The organism is Streptomyces sp. NPDC002276, assembly GCF_053891435.1.
On sequence record NZ_JBSFCQ010000013.1, the window covers coordinates 33,568 to 56,966 of the forward strand.

Here is a 23,399-nt window from a genome sequence, read left to right on the forward strand (position 1 = left end):
TGGGCTCCCTAGTGGGCCACCGCGGCGGCGCCGTGCTCGTCGACGAGCGCGCCGGTGGTGAAACGGTCGAGCGAGAAGGGGGCGTTGAGGTGGTGAGGCGTGTCGTGGGCGATCGTGTGGGCGTAGACCCAGCCGACGCCGGGGGTGGCCTTGAAACCGCCCGTTCCCCAACCGCAGTTCAGGTAGAGGTTGTTGACCGGGGTGAGGCCCACTATGGGTGAGGCGTCGGGGGTGACGTCCACGATGCCGCCCCACGTACGCAGGACGTGCGCGCGGGCGAAGACCGGGAACAGCTCCAGCGCCGCCGCCATTTGCTCCTCGATGATGTGGAACGCGCCTCGCTGTGTGTACGAGTTGTACGAGTCGATGCCCGCGCCCATCACCAACTCGCCCTTGTGCGCCTGGCTCACGTACACGTGGACCGCGTTGGACATCACGACCGTGGGGTGGACCGGCTCAAGGAGTTCCGACACCAGCGCCTGCAACGGGTGGCTCTGGAGCGGGAGTTCGATGCCCGCCATCGCCGCCAGGACCGATGTGTGGCCTGCCGAGCAGAGTGCCACCTTGCCCGCCGCTATCGGGCCCAGTGTCGTCTGTACGCCGACCACCCGGCCACCCTCGATGTCGAGTCCCGTGACCTCGCAGTTCTGGATGATGTCGATGCCTGCGGCGTCCGCCGAGCGGGCCAGGCCCCACGCCACGTGGTCGTGCTTGGCGATGCCCGCGCGTGGTTGGTAGGTGGCGCCCATGACCGGATAGCGCACGTCCGGCGAGATGTTGACGATCGGGCAGACCTCTTTGACCTGCCGTTCGTCGAGCCATTCCGCGTCCACGCCGTTCAGGCGGTTCGCCTCGACCCGGCGCACGCTGTCGCGGACGTCCTGGAGGCTGTGCGCGAGGTTGAGCACTCCTCGCTGGGAGAAGAGGATCGGGTAGTCCAGCTCCTCCTCCAACCCTTCCCACAGTTTCAGCGCGTGCTCGTAGATGCCCGCGCTCTCGTCCCAGAGGTAGTTGGAACGGATGATCGTGGTGTTGCGGGCCATGTTGCCGCCCGCGAGCCAGCCCTTCTCCAGCACCGCGACGTTCGTGATGCCGTGGTTCTTCGCCAAGTAGTGGGCGGTGGCGAGGCCGTGGCCTCCGCCGCCGACCACGATCACGTCGTACGAGCGTTTCGGCTCGGGTGTGCGCCAGAGCCAGTCGGGGTGTTCGGGGAGGTCGGCGCCCGGGGTGCGGGTGGTCATCGGGGGGCGTCCTCCTCGGACAGGTGCGGGTAGAGCGGGTGTTTCGCGGCGAGGGCCTCGGTGCGGGAGCGCAACTCGGCTGTGTCCGGGGCCGGTTGGAGGGCCAGCGCGATCACGTCGGAGACCTCCGCGAAGTCCTCCTCCGTGAAGCCGCGTGTCGCCAGTGCCGGGGTGCCGATGCGCAGTCCCGATGTGACCATGGGCGGGCGCGGGTCGAAGGGGACTGCGTTGCGGTTGACGGTGATGCCGATCTCGTGGAGAAGGTCTTCCGCCTGCCTGCCGTCCAACTCCGAGTCACGCAGGTCGACCAGGACCAGGTGGACGTCCGTGCCACCCGTGAGGACCTTCACCCCGGTGTCCGCCACGTCCGGCCGCGTGAGGCGTTCGGCGAGGATGCGGGAACCGGCGAGTGTGCGGGCCTGGCGTTCGACGAACTCGGGTGAGGCCGCGACCTTGAACGACACCGCCTTCGCGGCGATGACGTGCTCCAGCGGGCCGCCCTGCATGCCGGGGAACACCGCCGAGTTGATCTTCTTGGCCAGGTCCGCCTCGTTGGTGAGGATGACTCCGCCGCGTGGGCCGCCGAGGGTTTTGTGCGTCGTCGTCGTGGTCACGTGGGCGTGCGGGACGGGGTTGGGGTGCAGGCCTGCCGCTACCAGGCCCGCGAAGTGCGCCATGTCGACCATCAGCAGCGCGCCCACCTCGTCGGCGATCCGCCGGAACTCCGCGAAGTCCAACTGCCGTGGATACGCCGACCAGCCCGCGATGATCATCTTGGGGCCGTGTTCCTTGGCGAGGCGCTCCACCTCGTCCATGTCGACCAGATTGTCGGTCTCGGAAACGTGGTAAGGAACCACGTTCAGCATCTTGCCGCTGTAGTTGAGGCGCATGCCGTGCGTGAGGTGGCCGCCGTGCGCGAGGTCGAGGCCGAGGATCGTGTCGCCGGGCTTCAACAGGGCGAAGAAGACCGCCGTGTTGGCCTGAGCGCCCGAGTGCGGCTGGACGTTGGCGAAGCCCGCGCCGAAGAGGGACTTGACCCGCTCGATCGCCAACCGCTCGGTGACGTCGACGTGTTCGCAGCCGCCGTAGTAGCGGCGACCGGGGTAGCCCTCCGCGTACTTGTTGGTGAGGACCGAGCCCTGCGCCTCCAGTACGGCGGAGGGGGCGAAGTTCTCGGAGGCGATCATCTCCAACGTGGACTGCTGGCGGTGCAGTTCGGCGCGGAGCGCGGCGTGGACCTCGGGGTCCAGTTCGGCGAGGGGCGTGTTCAGCGCGTTCATTCGGCGTTCGCGTCCTTCCGGCTAGCCTCGGAGTCGGGACATCGTCGGGTCGAACAGTGGCTCCGCCGCGACGACCGCTTCCACGCGCTCGTCGAAGTAGCCGATGTGCAACTGGGTGCCAGGGGTGGTGAGTTCGGTCGGCAGCCAGGCGTAGGCGATGCCCTTGCCGATCGTGTAGCCGTAGGCGGCGCTGGTGACGTAGCCGACGGCGCGCTCGCCGTCGTAGACGGGCTCCTTGCCCATGACGACCGAGCGGGGGTCGTCGATGGTCAGACAGGTCAACTGCCGTCGCACGTCGGCCTTTCGGCGTTCCAGGGCCGCCTTGCCGATGAAGTCGCCCTTGTCGAGTTTGACGGCGAAGCCGACGCCGGCCTCGTAGGGGTCGTGCTCGTAGGTCATGTCGGTGCCGAAGGAGCGGTAACCCTTCTCCAGGCGGAGGCTGTTGAAGGCGCCTCGGCCCGCGATGACACCGCCGAGGGGCTGGGCCGCCTGCCACAGGGTGTCCCAGAGTTTCTGGCCCTGGTCGGAGGTGGTGTACAGCTCCCAGCCGAGTTCGCCGACGTAGGAGAGGCGCATGGCGGTGACCGGGACCGTTCCAATGTAGGCCCGCTTGGCGCGGAAGTACTTGAGGCCCTCGTTCGTGAAGTCCTCGTCCGTCAGGGGCTGGAGGACCTTGCGGGCCAGTGGGCCCCACAGGCCTATGCAGCAGGTGCCGGGGGTGATGTCGTGGACTTGGACCGTTCCATCGGCGGGCAGATGGCGGGTGAACCAGTCGAGGTCGAGGTTGCCGTTGGCGCCGACCTGGAAGCGGTCGCGGGCCAGGCGGGCGACGGTGATGTCGCTGCGAATGCCGCCGTCATGGTCGAGGAGCAGGGTGTATGTCACCGAGCCGACCGACTTGGCGACCTTGCCGGTGACCAGGCCCTCCAGGAAGTCGGCGGCACCGGGGCCGGTCACCTCCAGGCGCTTGAGGGCCGTCATGTCGTACATCGCGACGGTCTCGCGGGTGGCCTGTGCCTCGGCGCCGACGATGGGCGACCAGTACTGGGCCGCCCAGTCGTTGGGGGTCGGGATCGAACGGCCTTCCACCAGGCCGGAGTTGGCCTCGTACCACTGGGGGCGCTCCCAGCCGTTGGCCTCCAGGAAGAACGCGCCGTGTTCCTGCTGGCGGGTGTGGAAGGGGCTGGTGCGGATCGGGCGCGGCTTCCCGGACGGCTGGAGGGGGTGAAGGATGTCGTAGACCTCGACGAAGTTCTGGCAGTCGCGGGCCAGCACGTATTCCGGGGCGAGTTGGTGCTGCTCGAAGCGGTTGACGTCGCACTCGTGGAGGTCGAAGGACGAGCAGTGACCGTCGACCAGCCACTCGGCCATCGCACGGCCGACGCCCGCCGAGTGCGTGACCCAGACCGCCTCGGCGACCCAGAAGCCCTTGACCTCCGAACTCTCCCCGAGGAGGGGGAAGTTGTCGGTGGTGAAGGAGAAGAGGCCGTTGATGCCCTCCTCGACCTTCGTGTCCTTCGTCGCGGGGAGCAGGGACTGGGTCTCCGTCCACGCGGACGCGAAGTCGTCCTCGGTGAACTTGAGGACGGACGGCATGTCGGCCGCCTCTTCGACCGAGAGGATCTCGTCGGCCGAGATGGGCATCGGGCGGTGGCCGTAGTAGCCGATGCCGATGGCGTCGAAGCGGTCGCGGTAGTAGAGGTCGGCGTCCTGGTGGCGCAGGATCGGGCGGACCGCTTCCTCCGTCTGGCCGGCGAGGGCCGGTACTGGACCGGTCCAGGCGAGCTGGTGGCCGAGCGGGGTCAGCGGGAGGTTCATGCCGACCATGCGCGCGATCTTCGGGCCCCAGATGCCGGCGCAGCACACGACGATGTCGGCGGGGATCTCGCCCTGGTCGGTGAGGACGCCGGTGACGCGGCCGTCGGACCGCTGGACGTCCAGGACCTCGTGGCGGGCCAGGAAGGTCACGCCACGGTCCGTGGCGCGGCGGATCTGGGCCTCCACGGCGAGGACGGCCTTCGCGAGGCCGTCGGTGGGGACCAGGAGGCCGCCGAGGACCTTGTCGGGGTTGAGGAGCGGGTGGTGCTCGACGCACTCCTCGGGGGTGAGGAGGTGGGCCTCGATGCCCCACGCGGTGATCCAGCCGTGGCGGCGGTGGAGTTCGGCGACACGCTCGGGGGTGGTGGCGACTTCGAGGCCGCCGACCTGGAGGAAGCAGGGCTTGCCGTCGACGTCGAGGGAGCAGAACTTCTCGACCGTGTAGCGGGCCAACTCGGTCATGGTTTTTGAGGAGTTGGTCTGGAAGACCAGTCCTGGGGCGTGCGAGGAGGAGCCCCCGGTGGCGGGCAGCGGGCCCTGGTCGACCACGGTCACTTCGGTCCAGCCTCGCGCGGAGATCTCGTCCGCGAGCGCCGCCCCCACGACGCCCGCTCCGATGATGACCACTCGGGGTCCCGCCATCGCCGCACCTCCGGCTAGAGAGCAATCCAGTTGCTGTCTGCGCAACATGCTTCAGGTTGCGCAACTCAATGTGCCCGGCGCGAGGAGCGGGTGTCAAGGGGTCCGAGACGTCGGCCGACGCCCCTGATCACCGGCCCGAACACGGCGATGCCCGGTGGGCGGTACGCGTCCGCGCGCACCGCCCACCGGGCATGGTCAACCGGCTTTCCGCTGGGGCTACTTGAGCCGCTACTTGAGCCAGGCGTCCACCTTGGCCTGGTTGGCGTCGACCCACTTCTTCGCCGCCGCGTCGTCGGACAGCTTGTCCTGCGCTATGTACTTGGCGACGGTGTTCTGGTCGTCGTTGGTCCAGTTGAAGTTCTTCACCAGGTTGTAGGCGGGGCTGCCCGACTTGGCGAACTTCGCGCTGACGATCTTGTCGAGGTCGTAGACCGGATAGTCGCAGGCGATCTTCGAGGCGACCGCGTCACAACCCGTCGTGTATGCGGGCAGGGTGACCTTCTTGAGCGCCACCTCGGACAGGAACCACTGCGGCTCGTAGAAGTAGCCGATGACCCACTGCTTGTTCTTCTCGGCGGTGCGGAAGGCCTGGATGAGCGCGGTCTCGCTGCCCGCGTACACCACCTTGAAGTCGAGCTTCAGGTTCTTCACCAGCGCGGCGTCGTTCGTGACGTACGACGGGTCGCCGTCGAGGAGTTGGCCCTTGCCGCCCGACTCGGAGGTCTTGAACTTGGACGCGTACTTGTTGAGGTTCTTGTAGTTGAGGATGTCCGGGTGGGCCTTCGCGAGCCACGGCGGCACGTACCAGCCGATGATGCCTTTGTTGCCGGTCTGGCCGGCCTCGACGGCGGTCTTCTGGCCGGTGATGTACTTCTTCTTGAGGTCGTCGTGGCCCCAGTTCTCCAGGACGGCGTCCACCTCGCCGGTCCCGAAGCCCTGCCAGGCGATCTCCTCTTTCAGGTCCTTCTTGTTTACCGTACAGCCGAGTTGGTGCTGCGCGACGTACGCGACGACCGCCGCGTCCGCCTCGTAGCCCACCCACGGGTTGACCGCGAGGTTGAAGGTCCCGCACTTCGCCGAGCTGCCCGAGCTGCTGCCCGAGTCCGAGCCGGAGGACGTGTCGCCGACCTTCGCCCCGCCGCAGGCGGTGAGGGAGAGGCCGAGAACGGCCAGGCCGGCCGCGCCGGTTCGCCAGTGTCTTGCCATGGTGTCGTGCTCCTTTAAGCGCTGGTTCGGCGCGCGGCCGCCTGAGTGATCCGGTCGAACATGACTCCGAGCAGGACGATGGCCAGCCCCGCCGCCAACCCCTTGCCGTACAGCTCGCTCTGGGAGAATCCGGCCACGACGTCGTAGCCGAGGGCGCCGGCTCCCACCAGACCGCCCACAACAACCATCGACAGCACATAGATCAGGCCCTGGTTGGTCGCGAGGGTCAGGGCGCTGCGTGCCATCGGGAGTTGAACCTTGGTGATGATCTGCCAGGTGTTGCACCCGGCCGCGGTGGCCGCCTCAACTGTCGTCTCCGGTACGGCCCGTACCCCGTCGGCGGTGATCTTGATGGCGACCGGTACGGCGTAGACGACGGCGGCGACGATCGCGGTGAAGCGGGTCGCGCCGAACAGCGCCAGGAACGGCACCAGATAGACGAACGGCGGCATGACCTGCGCCGCGTCCAGCGTGGGCCGCAACACCCGGTCCACCATCATGCTGCGCCCCATCCACACGCCGAAGGCGATGCCGAACAGCATCACGATCACGGTCGCGACGACGGTCGAGGCCAGCGTCGTCATCGCGTCCGACCACACGCCGGTGCCCACAAGTAGGCCGACACATATGGCAGTTGTGACCCCGGAACGCCAGCCGCCGACGACCACGCCGATGCCGATGAGGGCCGCGCCGACGAGCCACCACGGGGAGTCGGTCAGCAGCGACTGGAACGGGTTGAGCAGCCCGTTGGTGATCGCGTCCCGGAAGGCGTTGGTGATGCCGGACAGGTTGTCCTGCGCCCAAGTCGTCACGCTGTCCGCCGCGTTGGCGATGTGGCTGCCAGTGGTGCCGTCACCCGGGAACTGCGCCGCCCAGAGGTAGGTGTGCGACAGATAGATCAGGACTACGACACCCACGGCGCCCGAACCGAGCAGCGGGCGACGCCACTTGAGGAAGCGGCCGGACGAGTTGCGGGCCTGTTCCGCCCTCGTGCTGGACGCGGTGGTGACCCGGTCGAGGACGATGGCCATGATGACGATGGCGAGGCCCGCGTTGAACGCCGTACCGACGTCGAGCGACTGCAATGCCTGCATGACGGTCTTGCCGAGACCGGGCGCGTCGATCAGGGCCGCGATGGTGACCATCGCGAGGGCGGCCATGATGGTCTGGTTGACACCCATCACCACGGTCCGCTTGGCCATCGGCAGCAGCACCTTGATCAGCGACTGCCAGCGCGTCGACCCCATCGAGTCGGCCGCTTCCACGGTCGTCTCCGGGACGTTGCGGATGCCGTGCGCGGTGATGCGGATCGCGGGCGGGGCCGCGTAGATGACCGTGGCGATCACGGCGGAGGCCGGTCCGATCAGGAAGATCAGGGTGAGTGGGGCGAGGTAGACGAAGGTCGGCATCGTCTGCATGAAGTCGAGGAAGGGCGTGATGATCCGGTTGAACCGGTCGGACAGCCCCGCCCACACCCCCAGCGGGATGGCGAACACCAGCGCCACGAGGACGGCGGAGAGGGTGAGCGCCAGGGTGTCCATGCTCTCCTGCCACAGGCCCTGGAGCCCGAAGAAGGCGAAGCCGGCCATGGCGAGGAGCGCGACCCGCCAGTTGCCGACGGCCCAGGACACGAAGCCGGTGATGCCGACGACCCCGAGCCAGCCGATCTGCGGCACCGGCCGGTCGCCGCTCGGCTGCGAGATCAGGTCCTGGACGAAGGTCACCAGGTTGTCGATGACCAGGCGGATCTCGTTGAAGAAGTAGAGGAAGAGCGGGTTGGAGTTGCGGTTGGCGCCGACCGAGTCGTTGAGGTCGTTGAACCACCGGTGCAGTCCGGTGAGATCGGCCGCCGCGAGCGTCAGCGTCTGCTTTCCGCGCAGCACGGCGAACAGCACCAGCCACACGACGACAATGGCGCCGACCATCATGGGCCGGGTGACCTTGCGGCGCGGGCTCTTCAAGTCCGGTACGGCGTCCGCGACTTGGGCTGCGGGCTCCGGTTTCTCCACGGCGACGGTCATCACGCGTCGCCTTCCCGCCCGGCGACGACCGCGAGGATCTCCTCGTCGCCGACGATGCCGAGCAGCTTGCCGTTCTCGACGACCTTGACCGGCTTGTCGGCCGCGAGCACCGCGCGGGTGGCCTCGCGTACGACGACGTCGGGTCCCAACTCCGGCCCGTCCAGGGGGTCTTCGTCGACGGCGGGGCGCATGATCCAGCGCAGGGTGAGGACGTCTCCGCGCGGCACGTCCTTCACGAACTCGCGCACGTAGTCGTCGGCGGGGGCCCCGACCAGCTCGTCACCGGTACCGCACTGCACCATCTTGCCGTCGCGCATGATGAGGATGCGGTCGCCCAACTTGAGGGCCTCGGACAGGTCGTGGGTGATGAACACCATGGTCTTGCCGACCTCGTGGTGCAGCCGGATGACCTCGTTCTGCATGTCACGGCGGATCAGCGGGTCGAGCGCGGAGAACGGTTCGTCGAAGAGGAGGACGTCCGGGTCTCCGGCCAACGCCCGCGCCAGACCGACGCGTTGCTGCATACCGCCGGAGAGCTGGTCGGGATAGGAGTTCTCGTACCCGGAGAGCCCCACCAACTCCACGACCTCCAGGGCCCGTTTGGTGCGCTCGGCCTTGCTCATGCCGCGGATCTCCAGGCCGAACGACACGTTGTCGACGACCCGGCGGTGCGGCAGCAGCCCGAAGTGCTGGAAGACCATGGAGAACTTACGGCGCCGCAGCTCGCGCAGCCGCTTGGCGTCCGCGTCCCGGATGTCCTCGCCCTCGAAGACGATCTCACCCGCGGTGGGTTCGATCAGCCGGGTCAGACATCGCACCAGGGTGGACTTCCCGGAGCCGGACAGGCCCATGACGACGAAGACCTCGCCGGGCGAGACCTCGAAGTTCACATCGCGTACGGCGGCGGTGCAGCCGGTGCGGTCCATCAGTTCACGACGGGTGAGCCCGCACAGTTCCTCTGAGTCGGGTACCTGGTCGGCCTTCGGCCCGAACACCTTCCACAGCTTGCGCACGGAGATGACCGGGGTGGGGCCCGAGTCCTGGGGCGTGCCGCGCCGCTGCGGCACCTCGGTCTGTGCTGGGGTCACGATCGACCTCTTTTCGGCGTTCAGCCGCGGAACCAGTGCTGCGGCCGGGGTTGGATGTTCTGCCAGATGTGCTTGGGCTCTCGGTACTCGTTCAGGCCGGTCGGTCCCAACTCCCGTCCCACACCCGAGTGTCCGAAGCCACCCCATTCCGCCTGCGGCACATAGGGGTGGTAGTCGTTGATCCACACGGTGCCGTGCCGCAGCCGCCGGGCGACCCGCTGGGCCTTCCCCGCGTCCTGGGTCCAGACGGCGCCGGCGAGTCCGTACTCGGTGTCGTTGGCGATGCGTACGGCGTCGTCCTCGTCGGTGAAGCGCTCGACGGTCAGGACCGGTCCAAAGGACTCCTCGTGCACCACCCGCATGTCCTGCGTGCAGCCGTCGAGGACGGTCGGCGGGTAGAAGTGCCCGTCGGCGAGGGTGGGTTCGGTCGGGCGCTCGCCACCGCACCGCAGTACGGCGCCCTCGGCGATCCCGGCGGCGACATACGCCTCGACCTTCTCGCGGTGCTGAGCGGAGATCAGCGCGCCGGTCTCGGCCTCGGGGTCGAAGGGCCCGCCGAGCCTGATCTGCCGGGCGCGGCACACCACTTCGTCCACGAAGCGGTCGTGCAGCGAGTCCTCGACGATCAACCGGGCGCCGGCGGAGCAGACTTGGCCGGAGTGCAGGAAGACGGCCGTGAGCGCGAAGTCCACGGCCGTCTCGAAGTCGGCGTCGGCGAAGACGACGTTGGGGTTCTTGCCGCCCAGCTCCAGCGCGACCTTCTTCACGGTCGCGGCGGCGGTGGCCATGATGCGTTTGCCGGTCTCCAGGCCCCCGGTGAAGGAGACCATGTCGACGGCGGGGTCCTCGGAGAGCGGTGCGCCCACCTCGGGTCCGGTCCCGAGGACGAGATTGGCGGCCCCGGCCGGCAGGCCCGCCTCCTCCAGCGCCTTCATCAGCAGGATGGAGGTGGAGGGCGTCAGCTCACTGGGCTTGAGGACGATCGTGTTGCCCGCAAGAAGCGCCGGAGCAACCTTCCAACTGGCTTGCAGCAGCGGGTAGTTCCAGGGGGTGATGAGCCCGCACACCCCAACGGGCTCATAGACGACTCGGCTTACGGCGTCGTCGCGCCCGGTGTCGATGACCCGCCCGGCGTCGGTGCCGCCGATCCCGCCGTAGTAGCGGAAGCAGGAGACGACGTCGGCGATGTCGTACTCGCTCTCCACCAGCCGCTTGCCGGAGTCCAGCGACTCGGCGCGGGCGAACTCCTTGGCGTCGCGCTCAAGGATGTCGGCGGTGCGCAGCAGCAGGGCGGCACGCTCCCGCTCGGGGGTATGCGGCCAGGGTCCCTCGTCGAAGGCGCGGCGGGCGGCGGCGATCGCGGCCTCGGTGTCGGGACGCGTTCCTTCGGACACGGTCGCGGTGAGCGTGCCGTCGGCGGGACAGCGGATCTCGCGGTGACCACCGGCCACCGCGTCGCGCCATTCTCCGTCCACATACAGGTCTGCCACGTGTGGAGCCCTTCGAGCGAATTCCGTTGCGCATTGTGCACCGTATTGCTTGTGGTGGAACACCCTGGCGAATGTGCAGACATACGTCAAGGGGTTGGCAGATGACGATTTCGCCATGCGGCCCATTGCCCGGTCACCTCTTGACCGCGAGCGGCGCACGGCCCAACCATGTTGCGTATCGCTCACCATGTTGCGCAACACGCACCGACGGAGGCCGTTCATGTCCCCTCGACCGCACCCTGGCCGCGAATTCGTCCTCACCCTCTCGTGCCCGGACACCACCGGACTGGTCCACGCCGTGAGCGGCTTCCTCGTCCGGAACTCCGGCAACATTCTGGAGAGCCGGCAATTCGATGATCGGCTCAAGGGCCGCTTCTTCATGAGGGTCCACTTCGACGTTTCCGATCCAAACGCCGATCTGAAAACACTGCGTTACCGATTCGGTCCGGTCGCCGAGGCGTATCGCATCTCCTGGACCCTCCGGGACGCCTCGACGCCGACCAGGACCCTGATCATGGTGTCCAAATTCGGCCACTGCCTGAACGACCTGCTCTTTCGCAAGCGCACCGGCGCCCTCAACATCGAGATCCCCGCGATCGTCTCCAACCACCGCGACTTCGAGGGCCTCGCGGACACCTACGGCATTCCCTTCCACCACATCCCGGTCACGAGGGACACGAAGGCGGAGGCCGAGGCGCGTCTTCTGGAACTGGTGCGCGACCTGGACATCGAGCTGGTGGTGCTGGCCCGCTACATGCAGGTCCTCTCCGACGACCTGTGCAAGGAGCTGGAGGGCCGCGCCATCAACATCCACCACTCCTTCCTCCCCAGCTTCAAGGGCGCCCGCCCCTACCAGCAGGCGTACGACCGGGGAGTGAAGCTCGTGGGCGCCACCGCGCACTACGTCACACCGGAGCTGGACGAGGGCCAGATCATCGACCAGGACGTGGTCCGGGTGGACCACTCGCTCGACGCGGAGGAGCTGGTGACGGTGGGGCGGGACGTGGAGGCGCAGGTGCTGGCGCACGCGGTGAAGTGGCACAGCGAGAGCAGGGTGATGGTGGACGGGAATCGGACGGTGGTGTTCCGGTGAGCGACGGTCGTATACGGGACCGGCTGGGCTAGCCGCCCAGCCGGTCCAGCGCCGCACGACGCCAACGCTCGGTCTCCGCGAGCTGGTTGAATGTGAAGACGTGCAGGCCCGCCACCCCCGCGGAGGGCGCGGTCAGCGCCCCCGCACCGCTGGTGAGCAACCGGTCCGGCGAGTAGCCCCCGGGCGCCGCGAACCGCAGGAACCACGACGCGTGCCTCGTGAGGAACCGCGTCGACTCCCCCACCCCGATCTTCGTCGCCATGGCGAGCAGCTTCGCGCGCTGCACCGGCCCCGCGACGCCCACGTACACCGGCAGCGTCACGTCACGGCGACGGATCCGGCCGACCCACTCCCCCAGCACGCGTGCGTCGAAGCACAGGTTGCTGACGATGTACGTGGCGTGGGCGCGCTTGTCCCACATGGCCTGGATGGTGAGGTCGTCGTGGATGAGGGGGTGGCTCTCGGGATAGCCGGTGATGCCGACGCGGCCGAACGGGCTGCCCAGTTCGCCGAGTCGGCGCAGCACCGGCAGCGCCCCGTCGTAGACCCCGGCCGGTGGATCGGCGTCGCCGGCCGGGACGAACACGTCGTCGACACCGGCCTGTCGGAGCCGGTCGACGACGTCCTTGAGATGCACGTCGTCCCGCAGCAGCCGCGCGGGCACGTGCGGGACCACGCGGTAGCCGTGTGCCGCCAATCGCTCGACGAGGTCGAGGGTCGGTTCCAGCCCCTTGACCGGCGACGCCGTCACGGTGACGACGACGTCGCGCGGCACATGGGCGAGGACCTTCTCCTCGGTCGCCTTGGCGGGCAGCACCTCGTAACGGACGCTCGACAGCAGCGCCTTGAGACCGTCGCCGCCCAACACGCCCTACCCGGCCTGCTTCTGGGCGTCGCGGTGGCGGTAGTACACGGCCTTGGAGGGAGCCAGCGGCTCCTTCCCGAGGATAAGGTCGGCCGCCTTCTCGGCGATCATCATGACGGGCGCGTAGATGTTGCCGTTGGTGACGTACGGCATCACCGACGCGTCGACGACCCGCAGCCCCTCAACTCCGTGCACCCGCATGCTGGTTGGATCGACGACCGACATCTCGTCGGTGCCCATCTTGCAGGTGCAGGACGGATGCAGGGCGGTCTCGCCCTCCTTGGCGACCCAGGCGAGGATCTCCTCGTCGCTCTCGACGGAGGGGCCGGGCGAGATCTCGCCGTCGTTGTAGGGGGCCAGCGCGGGCTGGTTGAGGAGCTTGCGGGCGACCCGGACGGACTCGACCCACTCCCGCCGGTCCTGTTCCGTGGAGAGGTAGTTGAAGCGCAGCGCCGGGTGCTCCAGCGGGTCCTTGCTCTTGATCTTCACCGAGCCGATCGCGTCGGAGTACATGGGCCCGACGTGCACCTGGTAGCCGTGGCCGCCGGCCGGCGACGAGCCGTCGTAGCGGACCGCGATGGGCAGGAAGTGGAACATCAGGTTGGGGTAGTCGACGTCCTCGTTGCTGCGCGCGAAGCCGCCGGCCTCGAAATGGTTCGTGGCGGCGGGGCCCTTGCGGAACAGCCACTGGAGGCCGATGAAGGGGGCGCGCCACTTCGCCATGTACGGCTGCATGGAGACGGGTTGCTTGCAGGCGTACTGGATGTACACCTCCAGGTGGTCCTGCATGTTCTCGCCGACGCCCGGCAGGTCGTGGACGACGTCGATGCCGAGCGCGCTCAGCTCCTCGGCGTTGCCGACGCCCGAAAGCTGAAGCAGTTGTGGGGAGTTGATGGCGCCGCCGCAGAGGATGACCTCGCGGGCGCGCACCTGGTGGAGCTTGCCGCGATGCTTGTACTCGACGCCGACGGCCTTCTTGCCCTCGAAGAGAACGCGGTTGACCATCGCGCGGGTGGTGATGGTGAGGTTGGGCCGCTTGCGGACCGGCTTCAGGTAGGCCTTCGAGGCGGAGAGGCGGCGGCCCCGGCTGACGTTGCGGTCGAAGGGCGCGAAGCCCTCCTGCTGGTAGCCGTTGACGTCGTCGGTGCGCGGATAGCCCGCTTCCTGCACGGCGTTGAGGAAGGCGCCGAACAACGGGTTGGTGGCGGGGCCGCGTTCGAGGACGAGCGGGCCTTCGTGGCCGCGGAACTCGTCGTCGGGCTCGGCCGCGAGGCAGTTCTCCATCCGCCGGAAGTACGGCAGACAGTGCGCGTAGTCCCAGCTCTCCATGCCGGCGTCGGCGGCCCAGCGCTCGTAGTCCATGGGGTTGCCGCGCTGGAAGATCATGCCGTTGATGCTGCTGGAACCGCCCAGCACCTTGCCGCGGGCGTGGTAGACGCGCCGGTCGCCCATGTGCGGTTCGGGTTCCGACTCGTACTTCCAGTCGTAGAACCGGCTGCCGATCGGATAGGTCAGCGCGGCGGGCATGTGGATGAAGACGTCCCACGGGTAGTCGGGTCGGCCGGCCTCCAGGACGAGCACCTTGTTGCCCGGGTCCGCGGAGAGCCGGTTCGCCAGTGCGCTGCCGGCGGATCCACCGCCGACGATGACGAAGTCGTATTGCAGGGGAGCCATGATCTCTCGTCTCGCTCGCGCCGTAGATACGCGAGGCATGCTAATACGGGTATCGCCATACGCACCAGGTTGCGAGCAACGCAACTTGCAAGGTCCGGGTTTCCGGGTTGTTACAGGTCGTCGAGTGTGCCGGGGCCGGGGCGGGCAGCGCTCGGCGGGCCTGGGCACCGGGCGAGCGGCAGGTGGGGTGAGGCTACGGGACAAGCGGGTGGACCGCGCCCATGGCCTGGTCGAGAAGCTGCGGCAGCGACACCGTGCCGTCGCGCTCGACCCAGGTCTCGATGGCCGCGTCGAGGCAGCTGAGGGCGCCGGCGATGAGAGCCGGCGCGCCCGGGTCGCCTGGAGTGCGGCGGCACTGTCCTTGCCCGGCCGGACGGCGGGCTCCAGGGCGTGCCGCAGCGTCGTCCAGATCGGTTCGTCGTCCGGCCGCCGCCCAAGGGCGTCCCGCGCGCGCCGGGCGTGGTCCTCCGTCATGACCAGGAGGACGTCTTCCTTGGTGGGGAAGTAGCGGAAGAACGTCGCCCGGGACATGCCCGCAGCCTTGGCGATCCGCTCGATCGTGGTCTGCTCGAAGCCGCGCGACAGGAACATCTCCAGCGCGATCTCGGCGACCTGCGCCTTGGCGGCCAGTCGCGTGCGCTTCGCAGCGACAGCACCGGTTCGCCGGGAGAGACATCCATGATCAGACGCCATCACGTCTCTTTTATGCGACTGAGGCTCATAAGCGGGACTCGACCGAGGAGCCCGTATCGCTGCGCGAGGCTGGGGCGGCGATTCGGCCACGACCGGCACCCCCCTCGGCCCCGCAATTCGGGGGTGCGTGACCGGGGCACCCCGCAATCACGGGGCAGGGAAGCGACTCAAACACGCGTGTTCGAAACCAGCGGCGGGCGCGTTGTCCCGGTCATCATCAGTCGTCCCCAACCCGGCCTGTACGCGGCCCTGTTGGTGATCGTTCCGGTGGCTGCGGTACACACCGCCACCGGTCCACGCCCGCTCGCCCGCCCGATCGACCTCTGGAGGAACCATGAACCCCAACCCCAACCCCGCCCTCTGCGCCCATCCCATCCCCGGACGGCCCGAGGCCACTCGGGCGGCCGCCGATCCTCGTACGACGTTCGGTCCCCGTACGACGTTCGGTGCCCGTGCCGCCGTATCGCCCGTCGCGGATATGTCACGTCCGACACCGAGGTGGGGGGCATGACCGACCCGAACCTCCTTCCGGCGCCGCTCCGTTCATGGGCCGAGAACACCCTGGGCGCGCTCGCCGCGGTACGCCGTCTCCCGTCCGGCCCGTCACCCGCGACCGTGTGGCATGTGGTCCGCGGGTCCGACAACGCCCGCTTCCACCTCAAGACCGCGCCGTCGCCGGGGGCCTTCACCCGGGAGACGTTCGCCCACCGGCACGCCGTACCCGCCCTCGGTCCCGGCAACGCGCCGCGCCTGGTGGCCACTTCGGCCCGGCACCTGGCCATGATCCTCACCGCCCTGCCCGGCGCGCCCCTGACGCGGGTGCGGCTGACGGAGGCCGCGCTGCGGGCGGTGCACTGGCGGGCCGGGATGCTCGTCGCCGAACTGCACCAGGCCGGACGGCCCACCACCACCGCGCGCCGTGAGGCAGCCGCGTACCTGTCCCGTCTCGCCGACGCGGCGCCGCGCCATGCCGAGGCGGCCGGTGACCAACTGTCGGCGGAGGACCAGAAGTTCGTCCTGCTGCTCGCCGACCACCTGTGTGTCCTGGACCGGCTGCCCGTGGGCTTCATCCACGGAGGCGGCATCGAAGCCGGCCTCCGCTGGTCCGGGACCACGAGGCCGACCCTCCAGGACTTCGACCGGGCGCGTTTCGCCCCGGTAGTCGTCGACTTCGTCCATCTCGCCTACGGGCTGTGGGCCGAACGGCCGCGCGTGCGCGCCGCGTTCTTCGACGGCTACGGCCGCACACTGGGCGCCGAGGAACGGCAGGCCCTGCGCTGTCTGACGGGACTGCACGCGGTGCGGTCACTGGCCGAGGGCCTGGTCCGCGCGGACCGGGCGGCAGTGGACACCGCCCGGACGGTCTTGGACCGGGTCAAGAGCGAGGTGGGCGTATGAGCCCCGCTCCCCGACCGACGGTGTCCCCAAGGGTGGTGGGGGCGGGGCGAGTCGCGCCACCACCACCCGCCGAGCTGCGCTACGGCGGCAAGTACAGCAAGAGCCCGCTGGAGGAGGCCTGTTCGCCGACCTACTGGCCCTGTCCACCGACCGATGATGCGTCCGTCACCCGAACGACGAGAAGGAGCAACCCCGTTGGAAGTGGCTCGGGCTCAGGCATGTCCGGCCATCACCCCTTCATAGCCGCCCGCCGCGCCCAGGGCGTGGAGCGTGCCGTGGAATGCGACTCGTCCGGAGTTCAGGATCGTGACGCCGTCGCACGCCGCCCGCACGTCCTCGCCCAGGTGTGTCGAAAGGACGATGCAGGCGAGGGGCTTCAGCCGGGCCAGGAGGCGGTGGAAGTTGGCGCGTTGCCCCGGGTCGAGCCCGGAGGTCGGTTCGTCGAGCAGGAGCAGTGCGGGTGAGTTGACGATCGCCTGCGCGATGCCGACCCGTTGCTTCATCCCGCCGGAGAGGGTTCCGAGCCGCTGGTCCAGGTGGTCGGTGAGGTCGAGGGACTCGGCGGCCTCGGTCACCGCACCGCTGATCCGGCCGCCCGGCATCTCACGCAGCCACGCCGCGTAGGCGAGGAACTCGCGGACCGTGTAGCGGCGGAAGACGCCGAACTCCTGTGGCAGGTAGCCGAGTCGGCGTCGGATCTCCAGGCGTTGCGCGGGCACGTACGGGTCTCGGCTCAGGAGGGTCACCGAGCCCTCGGTGGCGGCCGTCGCCGTGGCCAGGACACGCAACAGGGTTGATTTTCCCGCGCCGTTGGGACCGATGAGCGCGTGTACTCCACGCTCCAGACGGAGGTCCACGCCGTCCAGGAGCAGGGTCCGGCGCCGCCGTACGGACAGCCCCTCGATCTGGACGACGGGGTCGCGGTCGGTCATCGTGACCCCGGCCGGTCGAAGACGTGGCGGCGCAGCACGAGCAGTTCGGCGAGCACCGTGGCCGCCGCGCCCCACGCCAGGGATTCGGCGACTCCGACAAGTTTCTCCGACGCTTCGGCGAGCCTGTGGGCCAAGTGTCCTGACGGGTGTTGCTTGTCGGAGTCCGCCGGCGGCTTGGTCAGGAGCGACAGGACGAGCACCCAGGAGCAGCTGACCAGGAGGGACGCGGTCCAGTTCCCGACGTACGAGCTGAGGAACAAAGTGGCCAGGGTCAGCGTGAGGCAGGGCAGCAGCCACCCGGCCGACGCGAACGGCGGCCGCCCGTCATCGGGGAGCAGCAGGGCCATGCCCGTCAGCAGGGGCATGCCCAGGACGAGAACGTGACCGGTGCGCAGCAGCAGTACGCGCAGGCCGCCCGCCGGTGTGGTCCGCGTGACCTCCGCGAACGGATCCCCTGTGCCGCCGTAGCTGCCCGCCACGCACAGCACGGGCAGCAGCGGTGCCGTCACCAGCAGCAGCGGACGGGCCGACGCCACGTGTCCCACCTGGGCGAGCACGACGCCTGTGACGCAGACCGCGACCGTCGCGAGCAGCCAGGGCAGTCGCAGGGCGGGCGCGGCCTTCGCCCACGGAGGCGGCCAGACCCGTGGCCCGCCCGCTCCCGACCCCGGCACCGGACTCGGACCGTCTCCGATCCGTTCCGGGAGCAGCCGGTGTGGTGCGGGCGGACGTACGGCGGGTGGCGGGTCGACCATGGGAACGCTGTCTCCAGACGGGGCGGTGCGCGTCGGCGCGGGCCGGGTTCAGGGCAGGAGCGAGGTGAGAGCCGTAAGGGGCGGAGCCAGCACCACTACGGGCACGGCCGCGACGACAGCGGCGGGGAACCAGCGTCGGGCGCACAGCAGGACACAGACCGCCGCGATGACCAGGTTGAGGCCGCTGAAGTACCAGGGCCGCAGGACTGCCGGGACGGTGGCGATCAACGCGGCGTGGGGCAGCAGGATCGAGTCGTAGCTGGTCTCGCACCGGCCACCGGCAGTGCAGGACGTAAGAAAGGTTCCCATCACCGCGACAAGGAGGAGCCCCACGACCACGACCAGTGGGGTCATCCGCACCGGCAACACACGACCCACGAGGTGTCCGGCACAGGCGAACGCGATCACGTTGGTGGCCATGATCACGGGCGGCACATAGCCGGACGGACTGGAGGGAGTGGGCGCCGGGGCGATGCACAGCGCTGTCGCCAGCACCGGGGCGAGACCGGCCAGCGGCCACAGCACTCCAGGGGCGAAGGCGAGCGCGTCGGCGGACAGCGGGGGTCGGCTCGCGGTGACCCGCAGCCACTGGGTGCGGGAGCGGACGTACGCACCGCCCTGCCAACAGGCGAGACCCGCGGCGACGGACAGGACAGGGTCCGTCAGTTCCATCGCCGCCTGCCACGTGGTGTCCGAGTGGGCGGGCGGGCCGTCGCGCACCAGTAGCTGCACAAAAGCGGCCACCGTGAGCAGCATGATCAGGGCCGAAGCGGCCGCGGCGGGCCCGTGGCGCAAGTGGCCGCGCAGCACGCTCGGATGGCCCTGCCCCCGGCCGGGGATCCAGCCACGCCCGACGTCCGGAACGCCTTCCGACCGAGTCTGCGTCACACCATCACCTCCGAGCGCGGAACCGTGTCGGGCCGAAGCCGCCTGCGCGACCGCGTGACGCCCGCCCTCTGCCTCCTGTCCCAACGCTCGAATCAGCGTCGGGGTACGCGAGATGACGGCCGTGCCGACTGGTCGGCCGGTGCAACGAAGCACTGTGGTGGTGTGCGTCGGCGCCTGCGCGCCGGTCGCGGGGGCGAGCGTGCTCGTCCACGCCCCGCGCGACCCCGCGCGCGGCTCGGTGCCGTCACCCTTGTCGTACGACCCGGGACTGACAAGCCCCGTCTCGTACGCGACGACGACGGCCTGGGCGCGGTCACGGAGGGTGAGTTTGCCGAGGATGTGGGAGACGTGGGTCTTCACCGTGGCCTCGGACAGGTGGAGTCCGGTGGCGAGTTCGGCGTTGCTCAGGCCCTGGGCGAGGAGGCGCAGGACGTCCCGTTCGCGGGGTGTGAGGGGGGCCAAGTCGCGGTGCAGGGAGGGGGGTTCGGTACCGCAGCGGGCGAATCGCTCGACGAGGCGGCGGGTGATGGCGGGGGCGAGCAGCGCGTCGCCGGCCCGGACCGTGCGGACGGCGTCCACCAGGTGTTCCGGCGTGACGTCCTTGAGGAGGAAGCCGCCGGCTCCGGCGGCGAGCGCCGCGTAGACGTAGTGGTCGAGGTCGAAGGTGGTGAGCATGACCACGCGCGGTGTGTCCACGGAGCCGCCGAGGATGCGCCGGGTCGCCTCCAGGCCGTCCATGTCGGGCATCCGGATGTCCATCAGCACCACGTCGGACCGGGTGCGCCGGACCGCCTCGACGACTTCGGCGCCGTCGGTCGCCTCGGCGACGACCTCGATCCCGTCGGCGTCGAGGATCAGCCCGAAGCCGGTGCATACGAGGGCCTGGTCGTCGGCGACCACGACGCGCGGCGCGCGGTTCACGAGTCCTCCAGGGGAAGTACCGGGACTGCCGGGATCAGGGCCTGTACCCGGTAACCGCCGAGCGGGCTGGGGCCGTTGCGCAGGGTGCCGCCGTAGACGGCGAGGCGTTCGCGCAGGCCGATCAGTCCGCGGCCGTTGCCGGTGGCCGCGGCGGGGCCGGGCCTGCCGCCGGTGTCGGTGACCTCGACGTGGAGTTCGTCGTCGCCGTACGACACCCGGACCCTGGCGTCGGCCCCGGAAGCGTGCTTCACCGTGTTGGTCAGGGGCTCCTGGACCACTCGGTACGCGGCCAGTTCGACTCCCGGGGACAGCGGGCGGGGGCTCCGGAGACGGACTTCCAGCGGCGGGCCGGGGCCGGTGGGCAGTCAGGGCAGCTGCCCGGCTCCGCGAGGCGGGCCCAGACCGACGGACGGCGGAGCCGACCGCCCGACCTCCAGCAGCGAGCCGGGACCGGCGGGCGACCGAGGCTGCCGCCCGACCTCCAGTGGCGGGCCGTGGCCGGTGGGCCGCCGGGGTGGCTGCTCGGCTTCCGGTGTCGCGGTCGGTGGGGCTCGGGCCGGCGCGGCCGTTCGCGCGGCCCGCCCGTACCGTCGCGATGGTCGTGGCGGTGTTGTTCGGCGTCGCCGCCGTCACCTTCGCCACCGGTCCGGCCGCGTCGTTGGGGGAGGTGATCGCGGCCAAGAACCACCACGCGCCGGACGTCACGGTCGGGGCGCGGGCCGGACCGGCGGGCTCCGGCAAGGTGGTCCGCCAGGGGCAGCCGACTGCCGCCGAACCGGCCGGGATCACCGCTCCCGTCATCGCCGCCATCGCGGCCCGACCCGGCACCCACGCGTCCTACGGCAGCGTCTCCCTCGACGCGGCCGTGTCGGGGATGAGCGAGACCGTCACCGTGACGGCGTTCGACGGTGATGCCTCCTGGGGCGGATTCACGGTGGTCGGCGGGCGGTGGTTCAGCAGGGCGGGCGAGGCCGTGGTGCCCAGCACGATCCTGACCGCCACTGGAACGAAAGTCGGCGACAGCATCACAATCACCTCGCACGGCACGGCAGTTGGCGTGCGGATCGTCGGCGAAGTGTTCGACACCGGCAACGACGGCCGCCGGGTCTTCACCGACGCCGCCACACTCAGGACCGCCGCACCCGGCCTCAACTCCACGACCGAGTACGTCGATCTGAGGCCCGGCACCGACACGGACGCGTATGTCACTGCGCTCAACGCCGAGTTGAAGCCCCTCGGGGTCGGCGCGACGAGCGCCAGGTCCACGAACGGCAGTGACACCGCGGCCGTGCTCGACTCGCTCACCGCTCTGCTCACCGTGCTGCTGGTCTGTGTCGCCGGGCTCGGTGTGCTGGGCGGAGCTGTGCTCGACACCCACGAACGCGTCCACGACCTGGGCATTCACAAGGCGCTCGGCATGACACCCCGCCAGACTGTCACGATGGTCGTCACCTCGGTCGTCCTGCTCGGGCTCGCCGGAGTCGCCGTCGCCGTCCTCGGCTCCCTGCTCCCCGCCGGTTGGGCGGCCCGTGTCCGCACCGCGACCGCGCTCCGAGCCGAGTGACCGAGTATCCGAGCCGAACGGACACGCAACCCTCTCGCAACCTCGCGTGTGCTGCGATGGGCCACCACATCCCGCTACTCATCCCGCTACTCATCCGGCTACTGGGGACGGCAGACATGGACGACAACACCCCGCGCGTCGAACTCACCCCCGCCGCGGCGGACCTGCTGCGCCAACTGCACGCCCAGCACGGCCCGCTGATGTTCCATCAGTCGGGTGGTTGCTGCGACGGCAGTGCGCCCATGTGCTACCCGGAGGGCGAGTTCCGGACCGGCGGCTCGGACGTGCTGCTCGCCGAGCTGACCGTCGAGGGCGTGCCGGAACCCGTGACGTTCTGGATCTCGCGCAGCCAGTACGAGGTCTGGAGCCACACGCGGCTGATCGTGGACGTCGTAGCGGGTCGCGGCAGCGGTTTCTCGCTGGAAGCACCCGAGGGGGTGCGTTTTCTCACCCGTTCCCGTGTAGTCGGCGCCTAGGAGCCCCGCCGGTCATCGTCTTCTGATGCACTTCCCCTGAGTCCTGGGAGAGTTGACGAGACATCAGGGGATACTGTGACGCACCGTCAAGAGCGTTCCAGAGCAGCACGTTTCAGAGCCGAACGTTTAAGAACTGGCAAGTCGGCACTCGCGTTTCTCACGGCGTTCGGTGCGCTGGCCGGTGCGGCCCTGGTGGGGGCGGCACCGGCCGGCGCCGTGCCGGGCACCACGCGGCTCGCGCCGGGTGTCACCTACCGGCAGTTCGACATCACGGCCGCCAGGGGTGTGACCCACGCCCATGTGGTCGTGGTGGACCTGCGCGACACCCATGTGCGGGTCAACCTGCTGTACCCGGGCGCGGTGGCCGCCCGGGAGCCCGTCTCCGAGCTGGCCGACTCGGCGGGCGCCGTCGCAGGTGTCAACGGTGACTTCTTCAACATCACCGAGACCCAGCACCCGGGCGTCGAGGCCACGGGTTCCACCGACGGACCGGCCATCGCGAGCGGTGTCGCGCTCAAGGGGGCCGTGCCGGACGGCCAGCGCTTCGGGCCCGCGCTGCCGCCCGGCACGAACACCCGGAACGTGCTCGGCGTGGGCATCGACCGCGTGGCCCGGCTGGACAGCCTCACCCTCAAGGGGACGGTCGGTACCCCGGAGGGCCGGATGCCGCTCGGCGGGTTCAACCAGTACGCGTTGCCGGTGAACTCCATCGGTGCGTTCACCACACAGTGGGGCAGCGTCTCCCGGGTGCGCGCCACATGTGGCACGGACACCAACCGGGCTGCCGCGTGCAGCACGGATGCGTATGAAGTCGCCATTCGGCACGCACGGGTCGTGTCGACGTCCAACACTCCCGGCAGTGGTGCCATCGCCGCGGGCACCACCGTCCTCGTCGGCCGTGAGGCGGGCGCGCAGCAGCTGCGGAAGCTGTCCGTCGGCGAGCGGGTGCAGGTGCTGCACCGGCTGGTGGCGTCGGGGTCCGGGGTTCCGTACCGCTTCGCCCTGGGCGGCTACCCGGTGCTGCGGGACGGGCAGCCGCTGGCCGGTCTCGACAACACGACCTCGGCCGTGCGCACCGCCGTGGGCATCGCGCAGGGCGGCCACCGTCTGCTGCTGTTCGCCACGGACGGCGCGGTCGCGTACCGCAGCGGTCTGACGATCGCCGAAGTCGCCGCCGAGATGAAGAAGTTGGGCTCGACCGACGCCTTCAGTCTGGACGGCGGCGGCTCGACGACCCTGGTCGCCCGCGCACCCGGCGCGAGCGCCGTCACGGTACGGAACCACCCCAGCGGCGGCGCCGAGCGGCCCGTACCGAACGGCGTCGGGATCTTCTCGACCCGCTGACCTCACGAAT

16 protein-coding genes and 3 pseudogenes are annotated in these 23,399 nt (G+C 69.6%); 5 read left to right on the forward strand and 14 right to left on the reverse strand.

What is annotated here, in order from left to right; translation table 11 throughout:
* Window positions 1–8: 8 nt before the first annotated feature.
* From ACWIHT_RS29660 to ACWIHT_RS29690, 7 genes are all read right to left on the reverse strand, one after another.
* Window positions 9–1,241 (reverse strand): sarcosine oxidase subunit beta family protein, encoded by a 1,233-nt coding sequence (locus ACWIHT_RS29660; RefSeq protein WP_456171360.1) that lies wholly within the window; start codon window positions 1,239–1,241, stop codon window positions 9–11.
* A complete protein-coding gene (glyA, locus tag ACWIHT_RS29665) occupies window positions 1,238–2,521 on the reverse strand; it encodes a serine hydroxymethyltransferase (protein WP_456171361.1) in 1,284 nt (427 codons plus the stop codon). The genes ACWIHT_RS29660 and glyA overlap by 4 nt, the downstream gene beginning before the upstream one ends.
* A 21-nt stretch (window positions 2,522–2,542) precedes the next feature.
* Complete coding sequence (locus ACWIHT_RS29670) at window positions 2,543–4,981, reverse strand: GcvT family protein (RefSeq protein WP_456171362.1); 2,439 nt, start codon at window positions 4,979–4,981, stop codon at window positions 2,543–2,545.
* Between the two features lie 228 nt (window positions 4,982–5,209).
* Window positions 5,210–6,187, reverse strand: coding sequence for an ABC transporter substrate-binding protein (locus tag ACWIHT_RS29675; RefSeq protein ID WP_456171363.1), 978 nt, complete (start codon window positions 6,185–6,187; stop codon window positions 5,210–5,212).
* 14 nt (window positions 6,188–6,201) lie between these two features.
* Entirely contained in the window at window positions 6,202–8,208 is a 2,007-nt protein-coding gene (locus ACWIHT_RS29680) for an ABC transporter permease (protein WP_456171364.1), read from the reverse strand.
* Window positions 8,208–9,296 (reverse strand): quaternary amine ABC transporter ATP-binding protein, encoded by a 1,089-nt coding sequence (locus tag ACWIHT_RS29685; protein WP_200678406.1) that lies wholly within the window; start codon window positions 9,294–9,296, stop codon window positions 8,208–8,210. The genes ACWIHT_RS29680 and ACWIHT_RS29685 overlap by 1 nt, the downstream gene beginning before the upstream one ends.
* A 20-nt stretch (window positions 9,297–9,316) precedes the next feature.
* Window positions 9,317–10,786, reverse strand: coding sequence for an aldehyde dehydrogenase family protein (locus ACWIHT_RS29690; RefSeq protein WP_456171365.1), 1,470 nt, complete (start codon window positions 10,784–10,786; stop codon window positions 9,317–9,319).
* 220 nt (window positions 10,787–11,006) lie between these two features.
* Between ACWIHT_RS29690 and purU the strand changes: the two genes are divergently transcribed.
* Window positions 11,007–11,879 carry a formyltetrahydrofolate deformylase gene (gene purU / locus ACWIHT_RS29695; protein WP_456171366.1) on the forward strand — a complete coding sequence of 291 codons (873 nt, stop codon included), beginning with the start codon at window positions 11,007–11,009 and terminating at the stop codon, window positions 11,877–11,879.
* 28 nt (window positions 11,880–11,907) lie between these two features.
* Here the strand turns inward: purU and ACWIHT_RS29700 are convergent, their stop codons facing one another.
* From ACWIHT_RS29700 to ACWIHT_RS29710, 3 genes and pseudogenes are all read right to left on the reverse strand, one after another.
* Window positions 11,908–12,744 (reverse strand): 5,10-methylenetetrahydrofolate reductase, encoded by an 837-nt coding sequence (locus ACWIHT_RS29700; protein WP_456171554.1) that lies wholly within the window; start codon window positions 12,742–12,744, stop codon window positions 11,908–11,910.
* A 6-nt stretch (window positions 12,745–12,750) separates the two neighbouring features.
* Window positions 12,751–14,418: a choline dehydrogenase gene (gene betA / locus ACWIHT_RS29705; protein ID WP_456171555.1), complete on the reverse strand. Its 1,668-nt coding sequence runs from the start codon at window positions 14,416–14,418 to the stop codon at window positions 12,751–12,753.
* 489 nt (window positions 14,419–14,907) lie between these two features.
* A pseudogene (locus ACWIHT_RS29710) lies at window positions 14,908–15,111 on the reverse strand (TetR family transcriptional regulator); the annotation flags it as partial.
* A 507-nt stretch (window positions 15,112–15,618) separates the two neighbouring features.
* On the opposite strand from ACWIHT_RS29710, the gene ACWIHT_RS29715 reads away from it, so the two are divergent.
* Window positions 15,619–16,509, forward strand: coding sequence for a phosphotransferase (locus ACWIHT_RS29715; RefSeq protein ID WP_456171367.1), 891 nt, complete (start codon window positions 15,619–15,621; stop codon window positions 16,507–16,509).
* 212 nt (window positions 16,510–16,721) lie between these two features.
* On the opposite strand, the gene ACWIHT_RS29720 is transcribed toward ACWIHT_RS29715, so the two are convergent.
* From ACWIHT_RS29720 to ACWIHT_RS29735, 4 genes and pseudogenes are all read right to left on the reverse strand, one after another.
* On the reverse strand, window positions 16,722–17,441 hold the full coding sequence (locus ACWIHT_RS29720; RefSeq protein WP_456171368.1) for an ATP-binding cassette domain-containing protein: 720 nt from the start codon (window positions 17,439–17,441) through the stop codon (window positions 16,722–16,724).
* Window positions 17,438–18,196: a zf-HC2 domain-containing protein gene (locus ACWIHT_RS29725; protein ID WP_456171369.1), complete on the reverse strand. Its 759-nt coding sequence runs from the start codon at window positions 18,194–18,196 to the stop codon at window positions 17,438–17,440. The genes ACWIHT_RS29720 and ACWIHT_RS29725 overlap by 4 nt, the downstream gene beginning before the upstream one ends.
* A gap of 1,131 nt (window positions 18,197–19,327) precedes the next feature.
* Window positions 19,328–20,005 (reverse strand): annotated as a pseudogene (locus tag ACWIHT_RS29730) (response regulator); the annotation flags it as partial.
* A pseudogene (locus ACWIHT_RS29735) lies at window positions 20,002–20,328 on the reverse strand (sensor histidine kinase); the annotation flags it as partial. The pseudogenes ACWIHT_RS29735 and ACWIHT_RS29730, both read right to left, overlap by 4 nt.
* Window positions 20,329–20,549: 221 nt before the next feature.
* Between ACWIHT_RS29735 and ACWIHT_RS29740 the strand changes: the two are divergent.
* From ACWIHT_RS29740 to ACWIHT_RS29750, 3 genes are all read left to right on the forward strand, one after another.
* Window positions 20,550–21,569: an FtsX-like permease family protein gene (locus ACWIHT_RS29740; RefSeq protein ID WP_456171370.1), complete on the forward strand. Its 1,020-nt coding sequence runs from the start codon at window positions 20,550–20,552 to the stop codon at window positions 21,567–21,569.
* Between the two features lie 116 nt (window positions 21,570–21,685).
* Window positions 21,686–22,045, forward strand: a complete 360-nt coding sequence (locus ACWIHT_RS29745) for a DUF779 domain-containing protein (protein ID WP_456171371.1) — start codon at window positions 21,686–21,688, stop codon at window positions 22,043–22,045.
* A gap of 192 nt (window positions 22,046–22,237) precedes the next feature.
* Entirely contained in the window at window positions 22,238–23,389 is a 1,152-nt protein-coding gene (locus tag ACWIHT_RS29750) for a phosphodiester glycosidase family protein (RefSeq protein WP_456171372.1), read from the forward strand.
* Window positions 23,390–23,399 lie beyond the last annotated feature (10 nt).

Bases quoted from the DNA above. Each gene is read 5' to 3' on its own strand.
- ACWIHT_RS29660 (WP_456171360.1), bottom strand. From the start codon at position 1,241: ATGACCACCCGCACCCCGGGCGCCGACCTCCCCGAACACCCCGACTGG.
- glyA (WP_456171361.1), bottom strand. From the start codon at position 2,521: ATGAACGCGCTGAACACGCCCCTCGCCGAACTGGACCCCGAGGTCCAC.
- ACWIHT_RS29670 (WP_456171362.1), bottom strand. From the start codon at position 4,981: ATGGCGGGACCCCGAGTGGTCATCATCGGAGCGGGCGTCGTGGGGGCG.
- ACWIHT_RS29675 (WP_456171363.1), bottom strand. From the start codon at position 6,187: ATGGCAAGACACTGGCGAACCGGCGCGGCCGGCCTGGCCGTTCTCGGC.
- ACWIHT_RS29680 (WP_456171364.1), bottom strand. From the start codon at position 8,208: ATGACCGTCGCCGTGGAGAAACCGGAGCCCGCAGCCCAAGTCGCGGAC.
- purU (WP_456171366.1), top strand. From the start codon at position 11,007: ATGTCCCCTCGACCGCACCCTGGCCGCGAATTCGTCCTCACCCTCTCG.
- betA (WP_456171555.1), bottom strand. From the start codon at position 14,418: ATGGCTCCCCTGCAATACGACTTCGTCATCGTCGGCGGTGGATCCGCC.
- ACWIHT_RS29715 (WP_456171367.1), top strand. From the start codon at position 15,619: ATGACCGACCCGAACCTCCTTCCGGCGCCGCTCCGTTCATGGGCCGAG.
- ACWIHT_RS29720 (WP_456171368.1), bottom strand. From the start codon at position 17,441: ATGACCGACCGCGACCCCGTCGTCCAGATCGAGGGGCTGTCCGTACGG.
- ACWIHT_RS29725 (WP_456171369.1), bottom strand. From the start codon at position 18,196: ATGGTCGACCCGCCACCCGCCGTACGTCCGCCCGCACCACACCGGCTG.
- ACWIHT_RS29745 (WP_456171371.1), top strand. From the start codon at position 21,686: ATGGACGACAACACCCCGCGCGTCGAACTCACCCCCGCCGCGGCGGAC.